This is a genomic window from Escherichia sp. WS1451, from assembly GCF_046487365.1.
Classification (GTDB): domain Bacteria; phylum Pseudomonadota; class Gammaproteobacteria; order Enterobacterales; family Enterobacteriaceae; genus Escherichia; species Escherichia coli.
On sequence record NZ_JBJQJP010000002.1, the window covers coordinates 58,108 to 75,739 of the forward strand.

At 49.5% G+C, this 17,632-nt stretch carries 20 protein-coding genes and 3 tRNA genes; 16 read left to right on the forward strand and 7 right to left on the reverse strand.

Going from position 1 to position 17,632, the window contains the following annotated elements; genetic code table 11:
* Window positions 1-51: 51 nt before the first annotated feature.
* From fliT to fliD, 3 genes are read right to left on the reverse strand one after another with little or no spacing between them, the layout of a single operon-like run.
* A complete protein-coding gene (gene fliT, locus ACJHX7_RS03080) occupies window positions 52-417 on the reverse strand; it encodes a flagella biosynthesis regulatory protein FliT (RefSeq protein ID WP_001600051.1) in 366 nt (121 codons plus the stop codon).
* The gene (gene fliS, locus ACJHX7_RS03085) at window positions 417-827 is read right to left on the reverse strand and encodes a flagellar export chaperone FliS (RefSeq protein ID WP_000270665.1); all 411 of its coding nucleotides are present in this window, start codon (window positions 825-827) and stop codon (window positions 417-419) included. The genes fliT and fliS overlap by 1 nt, the downstream gene beginning before the upstream one ends.
* A gap of 24 nt (window positions 828-851) precedes the next feature.
* On the reverse strand, window positions 852-2,258 hold the full coding sequence (gene fliD / locus ACJHX7_RS03090) for a flagellar filament capping protein FliD (RefSeq protein WP_410231525.1): 1,407 nt from the start codon (window positions 2,256-2,258) through the stop codon (window positions 852-854).
* A 265-nt stretch (window positions 2,259-2,523) separates the two neighbouring features.
* Between fliD and ACJHX7_RS03095 the strand changes: the two genes are divergently transcribed.
* From ACJHX7_RS03095 to sdiA, 8 genes are all read left to right on the forward strand, one after another.
* Window positions 2,524-4,341 (forward strand): FliC/FljB family flagellin, encoded by a 1,818-nt coding sequence (locus ACJHX7_RS03095; protein WP_027662894.1) that lies wholly within the window; start codon window positions 2,524-2,526, stop codon window positions 4,339-4,341.
* A gap of 164 nt (window positions 4,342-4,505) precedes the next feature.
* Complete coding sequence (gene fliA / locus ACJHX7_RS03100; RefSeq protein WP_001087467.1) at window positions 4,506-5,225, forward strand: RNA polymerase sigma factor FliA; 720 nt, start codon at window positions 4,506-4,508, stop codon at window positions 5,223-5,225.
* 45 nt (window positions 5,226-5,270) lie between these two features.
* Entirely contained in the window at window positions 5,271-5,822 is a 552-nt protein-coding gene (gene fliZ, locus ACJHX7_RS03105; protein ID WP_001306737.1) for a flagella biosynthesis regulatory protein FliZ, read from the forward strand.
* Between the two features lie 87 nt (window positions 5,823-5,909).
* Entirely contained in the window at window positions 5,910-6,710 is an 801-nt protein-coding gene (gene tcyJ, locus ACJHX7_RS03110; RefSeq protein ID WP_001296168.1) for a cystine ABC transporter substrate-binding protein, read from the forward strand.
* A gap of 104 nt (window positions 6,711-6,814) precedes the next feature.
* A complete protein-coding gene (dcyD, locus tag ACJHX7_RS03115; RefSeq protein ID WP_001128215.1) occupies window positions 6,815-7,801 on the forward strand; it encodes a D-cysteine desulfhydrase in 987 nt (328 codons plus the stop codon).
* 14 nt (window positions 7,802-7,815) lie between these two features.
* Window positions 7,816-8,484 (forward strand): cystine ABC transporter permease, encoded by a 669-nt coding sequence (gene tcyL, locus ACJHX7_RS03120; RefSeq protein ID WP_001158220.1) that lies wholly within the window; start codon window positions 7,816-7,818, stop codon window positions 8,482-8,484.
* Window positions 8,481-9,233 carry an L-cystine ABC transporter ATP-binding protein TcyN gene (tcyN, locus tag ACJHX7_RS03125; protein ID WP_001272994.1) on the forward strand — a complete coding sequence of 251 codons (753 nt, stop codon included), beginning with the start codon at window positions 8,481-8,483 and terminating at the stop codon, window positions 9,231-9,233. Before tcyL ends, tcyN begins: the two co-directional genes overlap by 4 nt.
* A 229-nt stretch (window positions 9,234-9,462) precedes the next feature.
* Window positions 9,463-10,185: a transcriptional regulator SdiA gene (gene sdiA, locus ACJHX7_RS03130; RefSeq protein ID WP_001154255.1), complete on the forward strand. Its 723-nt coding sequence runs from the start codon at window positions 9,463-9,465 to the stop codon at window positions 10,183-10,185.
* Between the two features lie 66 nt (window positions 10,186-10,251).
* Here the strand turns inward: sdiA and yecF are convergent, their stop codons facing one another.
* Both yecF and yecU read right to left on the reverse strand, forming a co-directional pair.
* Window positions 10,252-10,476 (reverse strand): DUF2594 family protein YecF, encoded by a 225-nt coding sequence (gene yecF, locus ACJHX7_RS03135; RefSeq protein WP_000106474.1) that lies wholly within the window; start codon window positions 10,474-10,476, stop codon window positions 10,252-10,254.
* Complete coding sequence (yecU, locus tag ACJHX7_RS03140) at window positions 10,463-10,639, reverse strand: protein YecU (protein ID WP_001307856.1); 177 nt, start codon at window positions 10,637-10,639, stop codon at window positions 10,463-10,465. Before yecU ends, yecF begins: the two co-directional genes overlap by 14 nt.
* A gap of 295 nt (window positions 10,640-10,934) precedes the next feature.
* Between yecU and uvrY the strand changes: the two genes are divergently transcribed.
* The 7 genes from uvrY to yecA all read left to right on the forward strand — a co-directional run bounded on the left by uvrY (window position 10,935) and on the right by yecA (window position 15,340).
* Window positions 10,935-11,591, forward strand: coding sequence for a UvrY/SirA/GacA family response regulator transcription factor (gene uvrY / locus ACJHX7_RS03145; RefSeq protein ID WP_000611328.1), 657 nt, complete (start codon window positions 10,935-10,937; stop codon window positions 11,589-11,591).
* Entirely contained in the window at window positions 11,588-13,420 is a 1,833-nt protein-coding gene (gene uvrC / locus ACJHX7_RS03150) for an excinuclease ABC subunit UvrC (RefSeq protein ID WP_001283421.1), read from the forward strand. The genes uvrY and uvrC overlap by 4 nt, the downstream gene beginning before the upstream one ends.
* A 56-nt stretch (window positions 13,421-13,476) precedes the next feature.
* The gene (gene pgsA, locus ACJHX7_RS03155) at window positions 13,477-14,025 is read left to right on the forward strand and encodes a CDP-diacylglycerol--glycerol-3-phosphate 3-phosphatidyltransferase (RefSeq protein ID WP_001160187.1); all 549 of its coding nucleotides are present in this window, start codon (window positions 13,477-13,479) and stop codon (window positions 14,023-14,025) included.
* Between the two features lie 151 nt (window positions 14,026-14,176).
* A tRNA-Gly gene (locus ACJHX7_RS03160) sits at window positions 14,177-14,252 on the forward strand.
* A gap of 54 nt (window positions 14,253-14,306) precedes the next feature.
* Window positions 14,307-14,380, forward strand: a tRNA-Cys gene (locus ACJHX7_RS03165).
* Window positions 14,381-14,392: 12 nt separating this feature from the next.
* Window positions 14,393-14,479 (forward strand) — tRNA-Leu (locus tag ACJHX7_RS03170).
* Window positions 14,480-14,674: 195 nt separating this feature from the next.
* Window positions 14,675-15,340 (forward strand): UPF0149 family protein YecA, encoded by a 666-nt coding sequence (yecA, locus tag ACJHX7_RS03175; protein ID WP_000847882.1) that lies wholly within the window; start codon window positions 14,675-14,677, stop codon window positions 15,338-15,340.
* 49 nt (window positions 15,341-15,389) lie between these two features.
* Here the strand turns inward: yecA and tyrP are convergent, their stop codons facing one another.
* Window positions 15,390-16,601, reverse strand: coding sequence for a tyrosine transporter TyrP (gene tyrP, locus ACJHX7_RS03180; RefSeq protein WP_000797560.1), 1,212 nt, complete (start codon window positions 16,599-16,601; stop codon window positions 15,390-15,392).
* A gap of 190 nt (window positions 16,602-16,791) precedes the next feature.
* Between tyrP and ACJHX7_RS03185 the strand changes: the two genes are divergently transcribed.
* Window positions 16,792-17,031, forward strand: coding sequence for a YecH family metal-binding protein (locus tag ACJHX7_RS03185; protein ID WP_000377224.1), 240 nt, complete (start codon window positions 16,792-16,794; stop codon window positions 17,029-17,031).
* Window positions 17,032-17,068: 37 nt separating this feature from the next.
* Here the strand turns inward: ACJHX7_RS03185 and ftnA are convergent, their stop codons facing one another.
* Window positions 17,069-17,566: a non-heme ferritin gene (gene ftnA / locus ACJHX7_RS03190; RefSeq protein WP_000917208.1), complete on the reverse strand. Its 498-nt coding sequence runs from the start codon at window positions 17,564-17,566 to the stop codon at window positions 17,069-17,071.
* Between the last annotated feature and the right edge of the window lie 66 nt (window positions 17,567-17,632).

Consider the following 17,632-nt stretch of genomic DNA (forward strand, 5'->3'; position numbering starts at 1 on the left):
TAGAAGCGTAGCCGTAATCGGATTATTCGCGAGCCATCGACTCGTTCAGATTCAAAAGAGGTTATCCTGCGGAGCCAGCACAAAGCCGCCCTGATCGCCATAGGCACTTAACACCGATTTTTGCACCGATGACTGACCGACCAGTTTCGCCAGTTCGTCCATCCGAATCTGTAATAACTGCTTTACCTTGCTTTCGTTATCGAGAATCAGGCGCAGCATCGGGCGGAGCTGCTCCTGCATCGTAGTGGACGGGGCAACCTCTTCAGTCAGGTGTGCGATCTCCTGCACCGCATTCACATACGCCATTTCGCTGGCGATGAGTTCGTCCCATTGTTCTTCCGTTGCCAGGCGTAACATGAGCTGGCTTTTTTCGACGAGTTGTTGCCAGGCGAAATACAAATGCGGTGCATGGTTCATCAGACTGGGTCCTGAATCAAAGAAGGGGAGAGTAACGACTCTTTCCAGGCATCGGCAATATTGCGCATTAATGTTTCCACTTCTTCGACTGCGGAGACATCGTTGCGTAAATTGGCTTGCAGCAAACGCCTGACCATATAGCTATAAAGAGCAATCAAGTTTTGGGTTAGTTCGTCTTTGCTCTCTTCATCAAGACTCACCCGCAGTCCGTTCTCAATGATGTTGATCGCTTTTGACAAAGAGACGCCTTTGCCTTGCTGATTGTTGTCCTGCATAAACAGGCGCGCTCTAACCAGTGCGCTCAGCACTCCATCAAATAGCATGGTGACCAGCTGCTGCTGGCTGGCGCTCATTACGGCGCTTTCGACGCCAATTTGTGCATAGGCCTGGGTGCCTTTTGCCGCGTACATGACCTGTCTCCCGATGAATATTGATTACTTGGAATTACTGTTGTTTTCGAACTGCTGAGTTAAGTAGCTGCTGGTGCTATTTAACGAGGTCATTAAAACGTCCAGTTGGGTAAATTGTTCTTTGTAGCGAGCGACCTGTGCATCAATGCGATCGCTGGCGGCGTTGTAGTCTTTAGTTAACTTATTCAGGGTTTTACTAACGCCATCGGTAGCGGCTTTAATAATGCCTGTTGTCGAAAACCAACTGGTCAGGTTGCTGCCGATGGTGGTCGTGATGCCGGTTTTTTTACCATCGCCAACAATCAATGCACCTACGCCGCTGGCATCTTTTTTCAGTGCAGCGGTGAGTTTGTCGGCATCCAGTTCCAGTTTGCCATCGCTGGGATCGGTCGTGATACCAATCTGCGCCAACGTTTTATAGTTGGAAGAACTAACGGTATTACTCAGCATCGATTTCAACTGCGTCTGGATCGTCCGCAACGTGGAGTCGCCGAGCAGTGCGCCATTGCTAGAACTCTGGCTATCAGCTCCCGCATCTACGGCGGTGTATTTGGTCAGGCTGCTGAAGGTATCTATTAGCGAGTTATAGGCATTCACCCAGTCTTTAATCGCCGTTTGCGCTTTGGAGGTGTCCTGAGTGATGGTCAGCGTCTGGTTGCCCGTGGTGACATCGTTCAGGTTCAGGGTGATGTTTTCCAGCGCGTCGCTGATGGTGTTGCTGCTGTTCTCAATGGCGACGTTGTTGACCGTCAGCTGCGCATTCTGGGCGGCGACCGAGACCTCCATGCCGTTGCTGCTGGCACTGGCGTCATAGCTCATAAAACTTTGTAGCGCATCATCACCGCTAACCGAGAGCGTCATCGCATTGTCAAGGCCGGTGTCATTTGATGTGACTGACAGACGATATTCACCGTTACCCACGTTAATGATGCTCGCGCTAACACCCGCTTTTGCGTTGTTGATGGCATCACGGATCCCGCTTAACGATGAGTTAGCCGCGCTGATATCAATGGTAATCGGATCTTTGTCGCCGCCTTGTTGAATGGTGAGTTTGCTGTCGCTGGTGGCGATCGCCGTTTTCGTATCGTCTCTGGTGGTGCGCGTGGTCAGGGTTTGCGCCTGCGCCAGATGGGTGACGCTGATGGTGTATTTCCCGGCGATGGCGTTACCCGCGGTGGTGGCACTGAACGCGGTGGTGCTGCTGGTGGTGCTGGTGGCGGAAAAAAGATCGGCTTTAGACAATGCAGTATTGGCGGTCTGGAAAGTCGTCAGCGCGCTTTTCAGCGTACCGTAGGCGCTAAGTTTAGCGGTAAACGACGATTGCTGATTTGAAATAGGGGTTAGCGTCGCTTTTTGCGCGGCGGTGAGGCTATCAAGGATTGAACTTAAATCCAGACCTGACCCGACTCCCAGCGATGAAATACTTGCCATGCGATTTCCTTTTATCTTTCGACACGTAAAACGAATACCGGGGTTATCGGCCTGAATTGCGCAAAGTTTACGTTTAATTGTTTTTTTTAATAGCGGGAATAAGGGGCAGAGAAAAGAGTATTTCGGCGACTAACAAAAAATGGTTGTTTGTGAAAAAAATTCTAAAGGTTGTTTTACGACAGACGATAACAGGGTTGACGGCGATTGAGCCGACGGGTGGAAACCCAATACGTAATCAACGACTTGCAATATAGGATAACGAATCATGGCACAAGTCATTAATACCAACAGCCTCTCGCTGATCACTCAAAATAATATCAACAAGAACCAGTCTGCGCTGTCGAGTTCTATCGAGCGTCTGTCTTCTGGCTTGCGTATTAACAGCGCGAAGGATGACGCAGCGGGTCAGGCGATTGCTAACCGTTTTACTTCTAATATTAAAGGCCTGACTCAGGCTGCACGTAACGCCAACGACGGTATCTCTCTGGCGCAGACCACTGAAGGCGCACTGTCTGAGATTAACAACAACTTACAACGTGTGCGTGAGTTGACTGTACAGGCGACCACCGGTACTAACTCTGATTCTGACCTGGCTTCTATTCAGGACGAAATCAAATCCCGTTTGTCTGAAATTGACCGCGTATCCGGGCAGACCCAGTTCAACGGCGTGAACGTATTGTCTAAAGATGGCTCCCTGAAAATTCAGGTTGGCGCAAATGATGGTCAGACTATCTCTATCGACCTGAAGAAAATTGACTCTGATACTCTGGGTTTGAATGGTTTCAACGTTAATGGTTCTGGTACCATAGCAAACAAAGCGGCCACAATCAGTGACTTGACTGCTCAGAAAGCCGTTGACAACGGTAATGGTACTTATAAAGTTACAACTAGCAACGCTGCACTTACTGCATCTCAGGCATTAAGTAAGCTGAGTGATGGCGATACTGTAGATATTGCAACCTATGCTGGTGGTACAAGTTCAACAGTTAGTTATAAATACGACGCAGATGCAGGTAACTTCAGTTATAACAATACTGCAAACAAAACAAGTGCTGCGGCTGGAACTCTGGCAGATACTCTTCTCCCGGCAGCTGGCCAGACTAAAACCGGTACTTACAAGGCTGCTACTGGTGATGTTAACTTTAATGTTGACGCAACTGGTAATCTGACAATTGGCGGACAGCAAGCCTACCTGACTACTGATGGTAACCTTACAACAAACAACTCCGGTGGTGCGGCTACTGCAACTCTTAAAGAGCTGTTTACTCTTGCTGGCGATGGTAAATCTCTGGGGAACGGCGGTACTGCTACCGTTACTCTGGATAATACTACGTATAATTTCAAAGCTGCTGCGGACGTTACTGATGGTGCTGGTGTCATCGCTGCTGCTGGTGTAACTTATACAGCCACTGTTTCTAAAGATGTCATTCTGGCACAACTGCAATCTGCAAGTCAGGCAGCAGCAACCGCTACCGACGGTGATACTGTCGCAACGATCAACTATAAATCTGGTGTCATGATCGGTTCCGCTACCTTTACCAATGGTAAAGGTACTGCCGATGGTATGACTTCTGGTACAACTCCAGTCGTAGCTACAGGTGCTAAAGCTGTATATGTTGATGGCAACAATGAACTGACTTCCACTGCATCTTACGATACGACTTACTCTGTCAACGCAGATACAGGCGCAGTAAAAGTGGTATCAGGTACTGGTACTGGTAAATTTGAAGCTGTTGCTGGTGCGGATGCTTATGTAAGCAAAGATGGCAAATTAACGACAGAAACCACCAGTGCAGGCACTGCAACCAAAGATCCTCTGGCTGCCCTGGATGCTGCTATCAGCTCCATCGACAAATTCCGTTCATCCCTGGGTGCTATCCAGAACCGTCTGGATTCCGCCGTCACCAACCTGAACAACACCACTACCAACCTGTCTGAAGCGCAGTCCCGTATTCAGGACGCCGACTATGCGACCGAAGTGTCCAACATGTCGAAAGCGCAGATTATCCAGCAGGCCGGTAACTCCGTGCTGGCAAAAGCCAACCAGGTACCGCAGCAGGTTCTGTCTCTGCTGCAGGGTTAATCGTCTGAATGCCTCTCAAACCCCGCCACCGGCGGGGTTTTTTACATTCGGCTTTTTGCGTAACCCCCAAATAACCCCTCATTTCACCCACTAATCGTCCGATTAAAAACCCTGCAGAAACGGATAATCATGCCGATAACTCATATAACGCAGGGCTGTTTATCGTGAATTCACTCTATACCGCTGAAGGTGTAATGGATAAACACTCGCTGTGGCAGCGTTATGTCCCGCTGGTGCGTCACGAAGCATTGCGCCTGCAGGTTCGACTGCCCGCGAGCGTGGAACTTGACGATCTGCTACAGGCGGGCGGCATTGGGTTACTTAATGCCGTCGAACGCTATGACGCCCTACAAGGAACGGCATTTACAACTTACGCAGTGCAGCGTATCCGTGGCGCTATGCTGGATGAACTTCGCAGCCGTGACTGGGTGCCGCGCAGCGTGCGACGCAACGCGCGTGAAGTGGCACAGGCAATAGGGCAACTGGAGCAGGAACTTGGCCGCAACGCCACGGAAACTGAGGTTGCGGAACGTTTAGGGATCGATATTGCCGATTATCGCCAAATGTTGCTCGACACCAATAACAGCCAGCTCTTCTCCTACGATGAGTGGCGCGAAGAGCACGGCGATAGCATTGAACTGGTTACTGATGATCATCAGCGAGAAAACCCGCTACAACAACTGCTGGACAGTAATCTGCGCCAGCGGGTGATGGAAGCTATCGAAACGTTGCCGGAGCGCGAAAAACTGGTATTAACCCTCTATTACCAGGAAGAGCTGAATCTCAAAGAGATTGGCGCGGTGCTGGAGGTCGGGGAATCGCGGGTCAGTCAGTTACACAGCCAGGCCATTAAACGGTTACGCACTAAACTGGGTAAGTTATAACGTCAGTAAATGCCGCACTTTAATTTTGACTACCAGGAGTTCTTAATGATGGTGCAGCACCTGAAAAGACGGCCATTAAGCCGCTATCTTAAAGACTTTAAACACAGCCAGACCCATTGCGCGCATTGCCGTAAATTACTCGACCGCATTACCCTCGTTCGCGACGGCAAAATAGTGAATAAAATCGAGATTTCCCGCCTGGACATGCTGCTTGATGAAAATGGCTGGCAAGTGGAACAAAAATCATGGGCGGCATTGTGCCGATTCTGCGGTGATTTACATTGCAAAACGCAGAGTGATTTTTTCGATATTATCGGCTTTAAGCAATTTCTTTTTGAGCAAACTGAAATGAGCCCAGGTACGGTGCGTGAATATGTCGTTCGTCTGCGCCGTTTGGGTAATCATCTACACGAGCAAAATATTTCCCTCGATCAGCTGCAGGACGGTTTCCTTGATGAAATCCTCGCCCCGTGGCTGCCCACCACCAGCACCAACAATTACCGCATTGCGTTACGGAAGTATCAACACTATCAGCGTCAAACGTGTACCGGACTTGTGCAGAAATCCTCCAGCCTGCCTGCTTCTGATATATATTAAATAAGAATAAGATGTAGCGGAGTTGTTTTTGTGTTTACAAACAATGGCTCTACACTGCAAACAGACATAACAACATTCGGGGTGAATATGAAATTAGCACATCTGGGACGTCAGGCATTGATGGGTGTGATGGCCGTGGCGCTGGTTGCGGGCATGAGCGTTAAAAGTTTTGCAGATGAAGGTCTGCTTAATAAAGTCAAAGAGCGCGGCACGCTGCTGGTAGGGCTGGAAGGAACTTATCCGCCGTTCAGTTTTCAGGGGGATGACGGCAAATTAACCGGTTTTGAAGTGGAATTTGCCCAACAGCTGGCAAAACATCTTGGCGTTGAGGCGTCACTAAAACCGACCAAATGGGACGGTATGCTGGCGTCGCTGGACTCTAAACGCATTGATGTGGTGATTAATCAGGTCACCATTTCTGACGAGCGCAAGAAAAAATACGATTTCTCTACCCCGTACACCATTTCTGGTATTCAGGCGCTGGTGAAAAAAGGCAACGAAGGCACCATTAAAACGGCTGATGATCTGAAAGGCAAAAAAGTGGGTGTCGGTCTGGGCACCAACTATGAAGAGTGGCTGCGTCAGAATGTTCAGGGCGTCGATGTGCGTACCTATGATGATGACCCGACCAAATATCAGGATCTGCGCGTAGGCCGTATCGATGCGATCCTCGTTGATCGTCTGGCGGCGCTGGATCTGGTGAAGAAAACCAACGATACGCTGGCAGTAACCGGTGAAGCATTCTCCCGTCAGGAGTCTGGCGTGGCGCTGCGTAAAGGAAATGAAGACCTGCTGAAAGCGGTGAATGATGCAATTGCGGAAATGCAAAAAGATGGCACTTTGCAAGCCCTTTCCGAAAAATGGTTTGGTGCTGATGTGACCAAATAATCAGCATAATGACAAAAAAGGGCGCTTTCACTAGCGCCTTTTTTATTTACGCGTTTTCAGCGTGCATAATAAGAAAATCACAACAACACACATCGGAGGCTGTTATGCCACTGCATAATTTAACCCGTTTTCCACGGCTGGAGTTTATCGGCGCGCCAACGCCGCTCGAATATCTGCCGCGCTTTTCTGATTATCTTGGACGGGAAATTTTCATCAAACGGGATGACGTCACTCCCATGGCAATGGGCGGCAATAAATTACGTAAGCTGGAATTTCTCGCGGCAGATGCTCTGCGTGAAGGTGCCGATACGCTGATTACTGCCGGGGCGATCCAGTCTAACCATGTGCGCCAGACTGCCGCAGTCGCTGCGAAACTCGGTCTGCACTGCGTGGCGCTGCTGGAAAATCCTATTGGTACAACCGCGGAAAACTATTTAACCAACGGCAATCGTTTGTTGCTGGATCTGTTCAATACCCAGATTGAAATGTGCGACGCACTGACCGATCCCAATGCCCAACTGGAAGAGCTGGCGACGCGAGTCGAAGCACAAGGCTTTCGCCCGTATGTCATTCCGGTTGGCGGTTCTAATGCTTTGGGCGCGCTGGGTTATGTGGAGAGTGCGCTGGAAATCGCGCAACAGTGTGAAGGGGCGGTTAATATTTCGTCGGTGGTGGTCGCATCGGGCAGTGCCGGAACTCACGCCGGACTGGCTGTTGGGCTGGAACACCTGATGCCTGAAAGCGAGCTGATTGGCGTGACCGTGTCGCGTTCTGTTGCCGATCAATTGCCGAAAGTGGTTAACCTCCAACAGGCGATTGCGAAAGAACTGGAGCTGACCGCATCAGCGGAAATTTTACTCTGGGATGACTATTTTGCACCTGGCTACGGCGTGCCGAACGACGAAGGCATGGAAGCAGTGAAATTGCTGGCGCGGCTGGAAGGCATTCTGCTTGATCCTGTGTATACCGGAAAAGCGATGGCGGGGCTGATTGACGGTATCAGTCAGAAACGCTTCAAAGATGAAGGGCCGATTTTGTTTATTCATACCGGCGGCGCGCCTGCGCTGTTCGCCTATCATCCCCACGTTTAGCTCCGGGAACGCTCATGCAAGAAAGTATACAACTGGTTATTGATTCCTTGCCGTTCCTGTTGAAAGGGGCTGGGTATACCCTGCAACTCAGTATCGGCGGCATGTTTTTTGGCTTACTGCTAGGGTTTATTCTCGCGCTGATGCGCCTGTCGCCAATCTGGCCCGTGCGCTGGCTGGCGCGTTTTTATATCTCTATTTTTCGTGGTACGCCGCTCATCGCACAACTGTTTATGATCTATTACGGCTTGCCGCAGTTTGGCATCGAACTAGATCCCATTCCGTCAGCAATGATTGGTCTGTCGCTAAACACTGCCGCCTATGCTGCCGAAACGCTGCGTGCCGCCATTTCTTCTATTGATAAAGGTCAGTGGGAAGCTGCTGCCAGTATTGGTATGACGCCGTGGCAGACCATGCGTCGCGCGATTTTGCCACAGGCGGCGCGGGTGGCGTTGCCGCCGCTGTCGAACAGCTTTATCAGCCTGGTAAAAGATACGTCGCTGGCCGCGACAATCCAGGTGCCGGAGCTGTTCCGTCAGGCGCAGTTGATTACCTCGCGCACGCTGGAGGTGTTCACCATGTATCTGGCGGCTTCGCTCATCTACTGGATTATGGCGACTGTGTTATCGACGTTGCAGAACCATTTTGAGAATCAACTTAATCGCCAGGAGAGGGAACCCAAATGAGTGCCATTGAAGTTAAGAACCTGGTGAAAAAATTCCACGGTCAGACGGTGCTGCACGGTATCGACCTCGAGGTAAAGCCTGGCGAAGTAGTGGCAATTATCGGTCCGAGTGGTTCCGGTAAAACCACGTTGCTACGCAGCATAAATCTGCTGGAACAACCGGAAGCGGGAACCATCACCGTTGGCGATATCACTATTGATACTGCACGTTCATTAAGTCAGCAAAAATCGCTGATTCGCCAGTTGCGTCAGCACGTCGGGTTTGTCTTCCAGAACTTTAATTTGTTTCCGCATCGTACGGTGCTGGAAAACATTATTGAAGGACCGGTGATCGTCAAAGGCGAACCGAAAGAAGAGGCCACGGCGCGCGCTCGCGAGCTGTTAGCGAAAGTTGGGCTGGCCGGTAAAGAAACCAGCTATCCACGTCGTTTGTCTGGCGGTCAACAGCAGCGAGTTGCGATTGCGCGTGCGCTGGCAATGCGTCCTGAGGTGATTTTGTTTGACGAGCCAACGTCGGCGTTGGATCCAGAGCTGGTGGGCGAAGTCCTGAACACCATCCGCCAGCTGGCGCAGGAAAAGCGCACAATGGTGATTGTGACGCACGAAATGAGCTTTGCCCGGGATGTTGCGGACCGGGCGATCTTTATGGACCAGGGGCGGATAGTCGAGCAGGGGGCCGCAAAAGCGTTATTTGCCGATCCTCAGCAGCCTCGCACCCGCCAGTTCCTGGAGAAGTTTCTGCTGCAATAATAAGAAAAAATAAGCCCCGACGATTCACCAGTCGGGGCGGTGCGCCACTTCAAACGTGATAAAACTGCTTAACAAATCAGCATAACTCATTAATAACATAAGAGAATGCGATGGCTTGCAAAAGTAATTCATTGCCTGAATAATATAAATTATATATAAATCTTATTTATGTGATAGTTTGAATTATCATTATAAATGATACTCACTCTCAGGGGCGTTGCGGTTTACTATGCAGGATACGGATTTTTTCAGCTGGCTTCGCACGATGCTGTTGCGTTTTCAGAGGATGGAGGCCGCAGAAGAGGTCTACCATGAAATAGAGCTTCAGGCTCAGCAGCTGGAGTACGATTACTATTCGTTATGTGTTCGCCACCCGGTACCATTCACGCGACCTAAAGTGGCTTTCTACACCAATTACCCTGAGTCGTGGGTTAGTTATTATCAGGCAAAAAATTTTCTCGCAATTGATCCTGTGCTGAACCCTGAAAACTTTAGTCAGGGCCATTTAATGTGGAATGATGACTTATTCAGCGAAGCACAGCCGTTATGGGAAGCTGCGCGCGCACATGGTTTACGCCGCGGTGTCACTCAGTATTTAATGCTGCCAAATCGGGCGCTGGGCTTTTTGTCCTTTTCCCGTTGCAGCACGCGCGAAATACCCATTCTTAGTGATGAACTGCAATTAAAAATGCAGTTACTGGTGCGCGAAAGTTTGATGGCTCTAATGCGTTTAAATGATGAAATAGTGATGACGCCAGAGATGAATTTCAGCAAGCGCGAAAAAGAAATTCTGAAATGGACGGCGGAAGGGAAGACATCAGCAGAGATAGCGATGATTTTGTCAATCTCTGAGAATACGGTCAATTTCCATCAGAAAAACATGCAGAAAAAAATCAATGCACCGAATAAGACCCAGGTGGCCTGTTACGCGGCCGCTACTGGCTTAATTTGATCGCTTTTCTTTCTGCGTGCCAGATGCAAAAACCGGCTGAAAGACACGCTCTCAGCCGGTTTTATATTACTGACGGTAGGCTTGTTTAATTTGCTTAACCGTTTTGGAAAATACTGCAGCCTGGGTTTCGTCTTCGATCAGCGCAAGCTGTTTTTCCATCTTTAACATCACGCGGCCCGCGTCAGCTTGTCCCATCGCCTGCAGCATCAGCGTCAGCATCGCTTTCAGGCAGGAGACTTCATTTGCCAGTTCTTGATTATTCTCGGCAGTAGAAAAATCAGGCGTACTCATTTATTTTCCTCGTCATGTTGCAATGAAAATTTGCGGTGAAAAATGTTAAGGCGGCGGAGTATACCATAAGCTTTGCTAAAAATAGCAGTGGTTGTTTTTTGAGCGTGATATCAACAGTACTATAAAATACGTTAATATAATGACCAATAAATATTTTTATCATGAATGTTTTTTGCCCGTATTGTTCGGGTTAATTAATGTTACATATTCAGCGGGCTGATTTTCATTTTTGCTGAATAAAGTCAATTTTTGTCACATTTCATCGCCGGGCTTACTGTGAAACGATCCCGGAAGCCGTTGGTGACGGGCGTGACCATAACTGTGGACAATCGAATTGACAAAAACGAGAGAAAAATCGAATACCCACCATTTTTAACGTTTCAAAGTTGCAATAAAAACCGCTAATATACGAATGACTAACTATCAGTAGCGTTATCCCTATTTCTGGAGATATTCCTTTGATCAACGTTCTACTTGTTGATGACCACGAACTGGTGCGCGCAGGGATACGACGCATTCTGGAAGATATAAAGGGTATAAAAGTCGTCGGTGAGGCATCGTGCGGTGAAGACGCCGTTAAATGGTGCCGGGCAAATGCCGTTGACGTGGTGCTAATGGACATGAGTATGCCGGGCATTGGCGGTCTTGAGGCGACGCGTAAAATCGCGCGTTCCACAGCTGATGTCAAAATCATCATGCTTACCGTCCATACAGAAAACCCTTTACCAGCGAAAGTCATGCAGGCCGGAGCTGCGGGCTACCTCAGCAAAGGCGCGGCTCCGCAGGAAGTCGTGAGTGCGATTCGTTCTGTCTATTCAGGGCAGCGTTACATTGCTTCTGATATCGCTCAACAAATGGCGTTAAGCCAGATCGAACCAGAAAAAACAGAAAGCCCATTTGCCAGTTTGTCTGAACGTGAATTGCAGATTATGCTGATGATCACCAAGGGCCAGAAGGTCAATGAGATCTCAGAACAGCTCAATCTCAGTCCGAAAACGGTGAACAGCTACCGCTATCGTATGTTCAGTAAACTAAACATTCATGGCGATGTTGAGCTGACTCACCTGGCAATTCGCCATGGTCTGTGTAATGCGGAGACATTATCAAGTCAGTGAGTGATCAGTTTGACGCAAAAGCGTTTTTAAAAACCGTAACCAGCCAGCCAGGCGTTTATCGCATGTACGATGCTGGTGGTACGGTTATCTATGTCGGCAAAGCGAAAGACCTGAAAAAACGGCTTTCCAGCTATTTCCGTAGCAACCTCGCTTCGCGCAAAACCGAAGCGCTGGTCGCCCAGATCCAGCAAATTGATGTCACGGTTACTCATACAGAAACCGAAGCGCTGTTGCTGGAACACAACTACATCAAACTCTATCAGCCGCGTTACAACGTTTTGCTACGCGATGATAAATCTTATCCTTTTATCTTCCTGAGTGGCGATACCCACCCGCGTCTGGCGATGCATCGTGGTGCGAAGCATGCCAAAGGTGAATATTTCGGCCCGTTCCCGAATGGTTATGCCGTACGTGAAACACTGGCGTTACTGCAAAAGATATTCCCCATTCGCCAGTGCGAAAATAGTGTTTATCGCAATCGCTCGCGTCCGTGTCTGCAATATCAGATAGGGCGCTGTCTGGGGCCGTGCGTTGAAGGACTGGTGAGTGAAGAAGAATACGCTCAGCAGGTCGAGTATGTGCGCTTGTTTTTGTCTGGCAAAGATGATCAGGTGCTTACGCAACTCATTAGTCGTATGGAAACTGCAAGTCAGAATCTGGAGTTTGAAGAAGCGGCGCGGATTCGCGACCAAATTCAGGCGGTGCGACGTGTCACCGAAAAACAGTTTGTTTCCAATACCGGCGACGACCTTGACGTTATTGGAGTGGCGTTCGATGCGGGTATGGCTTGTGTCCACGTATTGTTCATTCGTCAGGGCAAAGTGCTCGGCAGCCGCAGCTATTTCCCGAAAGTGCCTGGCGGTACGGAACTGAGCGAGGTGGTGGAAACCTTCGTAGGTCAGTTCTATTTACAAGGCAGCCAGATGCGCACCTTACCGGGTGAGATCCTGCTCGATTTTAATCTTAGCGATAAAACGCTGCTCGCTGATTCCCTTTCAGAACTGGCGGGACGCAAGATTAATGTTCAAACCAAACCTCGTGGCGATAGAGCGCGTTATCTGAAACTCGCGCGCACCAATGCGGCGACGGCCTTAACCAGCAAACTTTCGCAGCAATCTACCGTTCACCAGCGGCTGACCGCGCTTGCCAGCGTGTTGAAATTGCCGGAAGTGAAGCGGATGGAGTGCTTTGACATCAGCCATACCATGGGTGAACAAACCGTCGCTTCCTGTGTGGTGTTTGATGCTAACGGCCCGCTGCGTGCGGAGTATCGGCGCTATAACATTACTGGCATCACGCCGGGCGATGATTATGCGGCGATGAATCAGGTGCTGCGTCGGCGTTATGGTAAAGCCATTGACGACAGTAAGATCCCGGATGTGATCCTTATCGACGGCGGCAAAGGCCAGCTTGCGCAGGCGAAAAATGTCTTCGCCGAACTGGATGTCTCATGGGATAAAAATCATCCGCTGCTACTTGGCGTTGCCAAAGGAGCAGATCGTAAGGCTGGGCTGGAAACGCTGTTCTTTGAGCCGGAAGGTGAGGGATTTAGTTTGCCGCCAGATTCTCCCGCGCTGCATGTTATCCAGCATATTCGCGATGAATCACACGATCACGCGATTGGTGGGCACCGTAAGAAACGGGCGAAGGTCAAAAATACCAGTTCCCTGGAAACCATTGAAGGCGTCGGGCCAAAACGTCGGCAAATGTTGTTGAAATATATGGGCGGTTTGCAAGGTTTACGTAACGCCAGCGTTGAGGAAATTGCAAAAGTGCCGGGTATTTCGCAAGGTCTGGCAGAAAAGATCTTCTGGTCGTTGAAACATTGATGTCTCTGTAGCAACATAGGGGTAATCTTACTGACAACAGATAGTTACCCGTCATTATGCAATTTAATATCCCTACGTTGCTTACACTGTTCCGTGTCATCCTTATCCCATTCTTTGTATTGGTCTTTTATCTGCCTGTCACCTGGTCGCCGTTTGCCGCCGCGCTCATTTTCTGCGTCGCGGCGGTGACTGACTGGTTCGATGGTTTTCTGGCACGCCGCTGGAACCAGAGTACCCGGTTTGGTGCTTTCCTTGACCCTGTCGCAGATAAAGTTCTCGTGGCTATCGCCATGGTGCTGGTAACCGAGCATTATCACAGCTGGTGGGTGACCTTACCGGCGGCAACGATGATCGCCCGTGAAATTATTATTTCTGCGCTACGCGAATGGATGGCGGAGTTGGGTAAACGCAGTAGCGTGGCTGTCTCCTGGATTGGGAAAGTGAAAACCACTGCCCAGATGGTGGCGTTGGCCTGGCTGCTGTGGCGTCCGAACATTTGGGTTGAGTACGCCGGTATTGCACTTTTCTTTGTGGCTGCTGTACTGACGCTGTGGTCAATGTTGCAATATTTGAGCGCTGCGCGTGCAGATTTGCTTGATCAGTGATCGTTTCGGCGCAATTTTCAGCAAACGATCAAAAGTGGTGAAAAATATCGTTGACTCATCGCGCCAGGTAAGTAGAATGCAACGCATCGAACGGCGGCACTGATTGCCAGACGATAATAAAATCAAGTGATTAACTGATTGCTTGATGAATGCGGGAATAGCTCAGTTGGTAGAGCACGACCTTGCCAAGGTCGGGGTCGCGAGTTCGAGTCTCGTTTCCCGCTCCAGTTTAAAAGACATCGGCGTCAAGCGGATGTCTGGCTGAAAGGCCTGAAGAATTTGGCGCGTTAACAAAGCGGTTATGTAGCGGATTGCAAATCCGTCTAGTCCGGTTCGACTCCGGAACGCGCCTCCACTTTCTTCCCGAGCCCGGATGGTGGAATCGGTAGACACAAGGGATTTAAAATCCCTCGGCGTTCGCGCTGTGCGGGTTCAAGTCCCGCTCCGGGTACCATGGGAAAGATAAGAATAAAATCAAAGCAATAAGCAGTGTCGTGAAACCACCTTCGGGTGGTTTTTTTGTGCCTGCAACTTGTCGTTACACCCTCCTTAATTATTAATCACCGGCAAAGCCACTCAAAAAGTATCTCTGTTACGGACCGACATGTAAGATAGGTGCTGGCGAGTTGAGATCCACAAGGAAAAGCGTATGAAAACGGGACCGTTAAACGAAAGTGAGTTGGAATGGCTGGACGATATTCTGACCAAATACAACACTGACCACGCCATCCTTGATGTGGCGGAACTGGACGGTTTATTGACGGCGGTGTTGAGTTCTCCGCAAGAGATTGAACCGGCACAGTGGCTGGTTGCCGTATGGGGTGGGGCTGACTATGTGCCGCGCTGGGCGTCAGAGAAAGAGATGACACGCTTTATGAACCTGGCTTTTCAACATATGGCCGATACCGCAGAGCGTCTGAACGAATTCCCGGAGCAGTTTGAGCCGTTATTCGGCTTGCGAGAAGTCGATGGCAGCGAGCTGACGATTGTTGAGGAGTGGTGCTTTGGCTATATGCGGGGCGTGGCACTTTCTGACTGGTCAACGTTGCCCGATTCGTTAAAACCAGCGCTGGAGGCGATTGCGCTGCACGGTACTGAGGAAAACTTCGAGCGGGTAGAGAAGATGTCGCCAGAAGCGTTTGAAGAGAGCGTAGATGCCATTCGACTGGCGGCGCTTGATCTACATGCGTACTGGATGGCGCATCCGCAGGAAAAAGCTGTTCAGCAACCGATCAAAGCAGAAGAGAAACCGGGGCGTAATGATCCTTGCCCGTGCGGTAGTGGTAAGAAATTTAAGCAGTGCTGTCTGCATTAAGAGGTCAAATTGGGTGTCAGCGTTAATTCTGGCACCCAATAAGATCTAATCATCCCACTTCTGGTAACAAGCCTGCCGCAATCAAAAATTGCACGCCAATCACAGCAATACCACAGAGAAACACCACCACCAGCGCCGGACGACCACCTTTCACCCGGTAACCCGCCTGAGGATTGTGCTTTCTGCTTTGCCAGGTCAACAGCGAAGGGATAATCAATGCCAGTACCGCCAGCGCCACACCGGCGTAACCCAGCGCCATCACAAATCCTCGTGGATAAAACAGTGCAAACGCCAACGGCGGCAGAAAGGTAATTGCACCAGTTTGCAATCGTCCACCAACGGTATTTGAACGCTGAAACAAATCAGCCAGATAATCAAATAAACCTAACGCAACGCCGAGAAATGACGTGGCGAGGGCTAAATCAGCAAATAAATGCACCGCCAGCTCAACATGCGGAGAGGCTACCATTTCGCGTAACGCCTGTAACAGCCCGTTTAATCCGGCATGATTAGCCAGCAATCCCATAAAGGTTGTTGAATCAATGCTGCCAAGGGTCGCCACCTGCCAGAAAATATATGCCACCAGGGGGATCGCACTACCGATTATAAACACCCAGCGTAGTTTACGAATGTTGCCATCCATATAGCTGACAATACTCGGCACGCTACCGTGAAAACCAAACGACGTAAAAATCACCGGGATTGCAGATAGTGCGAGCCCCTGTTGCAACGGCAGGGTTAAAAGATTCACTTTGTGAATATGCGGCAGCAGTAGTACCAGCATTACCACCAGAAAAATAATCTTGGCGCTGAACAGAAAACGGTTAAACAAATCGACCAGCGATGTCCCGACACAAACCACGCCACCGGCAACAAAAGTGAACAACAGCACGCCAGCGGTTGCCGACATTGAAATACCTGTCCAGTCGCTGATGCTGGAGGCCAACAATTCACCGGCACCGCTGATGTATGCCGCAGTCAGAGCATACATTAAGAACATCATACTGAAGCCTGTCAGCCACTGACCGTAGCGTCCCAGATAGCGTTTTGCCAGCGTGCCCAGGCCGGTATCTGCCGGGACATGCTGGTACACCTCCAGCAGTAATAGCGCCGTGTAGCACATCAACGCCCAAAGCCCAATCAACAAGATTAACGTGACGCTAAAACCGACACCTGCCGCAGCCAGCGGCATTGCCAGCATGCCTGCGCCAATTGTGGTTCCCGCCACGATAAAAACACTTCCCAGAGTTCTGTTTTTCACGCTTTCTTCTGTCCTGACGATCTTTATGAGTGATATCTGCGGCGCAGGTTAAGGCATAACGGCTGGTTCGTCAAACCGGCGTTACATATGGTGTAAATATAAATGTACAATAAAATGCGTTCAGTCCTGCGCTGGCGCAAAGTCTTGGTAAGCGGCAATCGCTACGCTAGCCTTTTTTTGAGGAGGAACGATGGACTCTATTCACGGTCATGAAGTGTTAAATATGATGATTGAATCAGGTGAGCAATATACGCATGCCAGTCTGGAAGCTGCGATTAAAGCGCGTTTTGGTGAACAGGCACGTTTTCACACTTGCTCGGCAGAAGGGATGACAGCGGGAGAGCTGGTAGCGTTTCTGGCAGCAAAAGGCAAATTTATACCTTCGGAAGAAGGTTTTTCGACCGATCAGAGTAAGATTTGCCGTCACTGATTTGAAACGGCGGCAGTAAACCTGCCGCCGGAGAACATTAGTTTTGTGTGTCGAGGGTAGAGAGTTCTTTGTCGATAAAATACAGACCTTCGCCGCTTTTGCCTGCCAGGCTTAATTTATCAATAATCGATTTGAACAGTTTCTCTTCTTCATGCTGCTCAGAAACATACCATTGCAGGAAATTAAATGTTGGGTAGTCCTGATTGGTCATCGCAGCATGAGCCAGTTCGTTAATTTTCTGCGTGATTAATTGTTCGTGTTTATAGGTTTCCTGGAATAATTCATCAAGTGAGGAATATTCAGCAAACGGAGATTCAACGGTATTAATACGCGGTAAATTGCCGGTATCAGTCAGATAATCAAACAGACGCTGCATATGCGTCATCTCTTCCTGGGCGTGACGGCGCAGGAACGCGGCAGCACCTTCGAAGGTATGATAGCTGCACCAGGCGCTCATTTGCTGATAAAGCAGTGAAGAGTACAGTTCCAGGTTCATCTGCTCATTAAGTTTTTCAATCATTTCTGGTTTCAGCATGATAGTGCTCCACAAAGGTTATATTTGTTGCTGTGGCGTCACTATAATTTGTTATTTTATTATTTG

Excerpts from the sequence above, each read along its gene's own strand:
- fliT (WP_001600051.1), bottom strand. The coding sequence starts at position 417 with ATGAACCATGCACCGCATTTGTATTTCGCCTGGCAACAACTCGTCGAA.
- fliS (WP_000270665.1), bottom strand. The coding sequence starts at position 827 with ATGTACGCGGCAAAAGGCACCCAGGCCTATGCACAAATTGGCGTCGAA.
- fliD (WP_410231525.1), bottom strand. The coding sequence starts at position 2,258 with ATGGCAAGTATTTCATCGCTGGGAGTCGGGTCAGGTCTGGATTTAAGT.
- ACJHX7_RS03095 (WP_027662894.1), top strand. The coding sequence starts at position 2,524 with ATGGCACAAGTCATTAATACCAACAGCCTCTCGCTGATCACTCAAAAT.
- fliZ (WP_001306737.1), top strand. The coding sequence starts at position 5,271 with ATGATGGTGCAGCACCTGAAAAGACGGCCATTAAGCCGCTATCTTAAA.
- tcyJ (WP_001296168.1), top strand. The coding sequence starts at position 5,910 with ATGAAATTAGCACATCTGGGACGTCAGGCATTGATGGGTGTGATGGCC.
- dcyD (WP_001128215.1), top strand. The coding sequence starts at position 6,815 with ATGCCACTGCATAATTTAACCCGTTTTCCACGGCTGGAGTTTATCGGC.
- tcyL (WP_001158220.1), top strand. The coding sequence starts at position 7,816 with ATGCAAGAAAGTATACAACTGGTTATTGATTCCTTGCCGTTCCTGTTG.
- tcyN (WP_001272994.1), top strand. The coding sequence starts at position 8,481 with ATGAGTGCCATTGAAGTTAAGAACCTGGTGAAAAAATTCCACGGTCAG.
- sdiA (WP_001154255.1), top strand. The coding sequence starts at position 9,463 with ATGCAGGATACGGATTTTTTCAGCTGGCTTCGCACGATGCTGTTGCGT.
- yecF (WP_000106474.1), bottom strand. The coding sequence starts at position 10,476 with ATGAGTACGCCTGATTTTTCTACTGCCGAGAATAATCAAGAACTGGCA.
- yecU (WP_001307856.1), bottom strand. The coding sequence starts at position 10,639 with ATGATAAAAATATTTATTGGTCATTATATTAACGTATTTTATAGTACT.
- pgsA (WP_001160187.1), top strand. The coding sequence starts at position 13,477 with ATGCAATTTAATATCCCTACGTTGCTTACACTGTTCCGTGTCATCCTT.
- yecA (WP_000847882.1), top strand. The coding sequence starts at position 14,675 with ATGAAAACGGGACCGTTAAACGAAAGTGAGTTGGAATGGCTGGACGAT.
- ACJHX7_RS03185 (WP_000377224.1), top strand. The coding sequence starts at position 16,792 with ATGGACTCTATTCACGGTCATGAAGTGTTAAATATGATGATTGAATCA.
- ftnA (WP_000917208.1), bottom strand. The coding sequence starts at position 17,566 with ATGCTGAAACCAGAAATGATTGAAAAACTTAATGAGCAGATGAACCTG.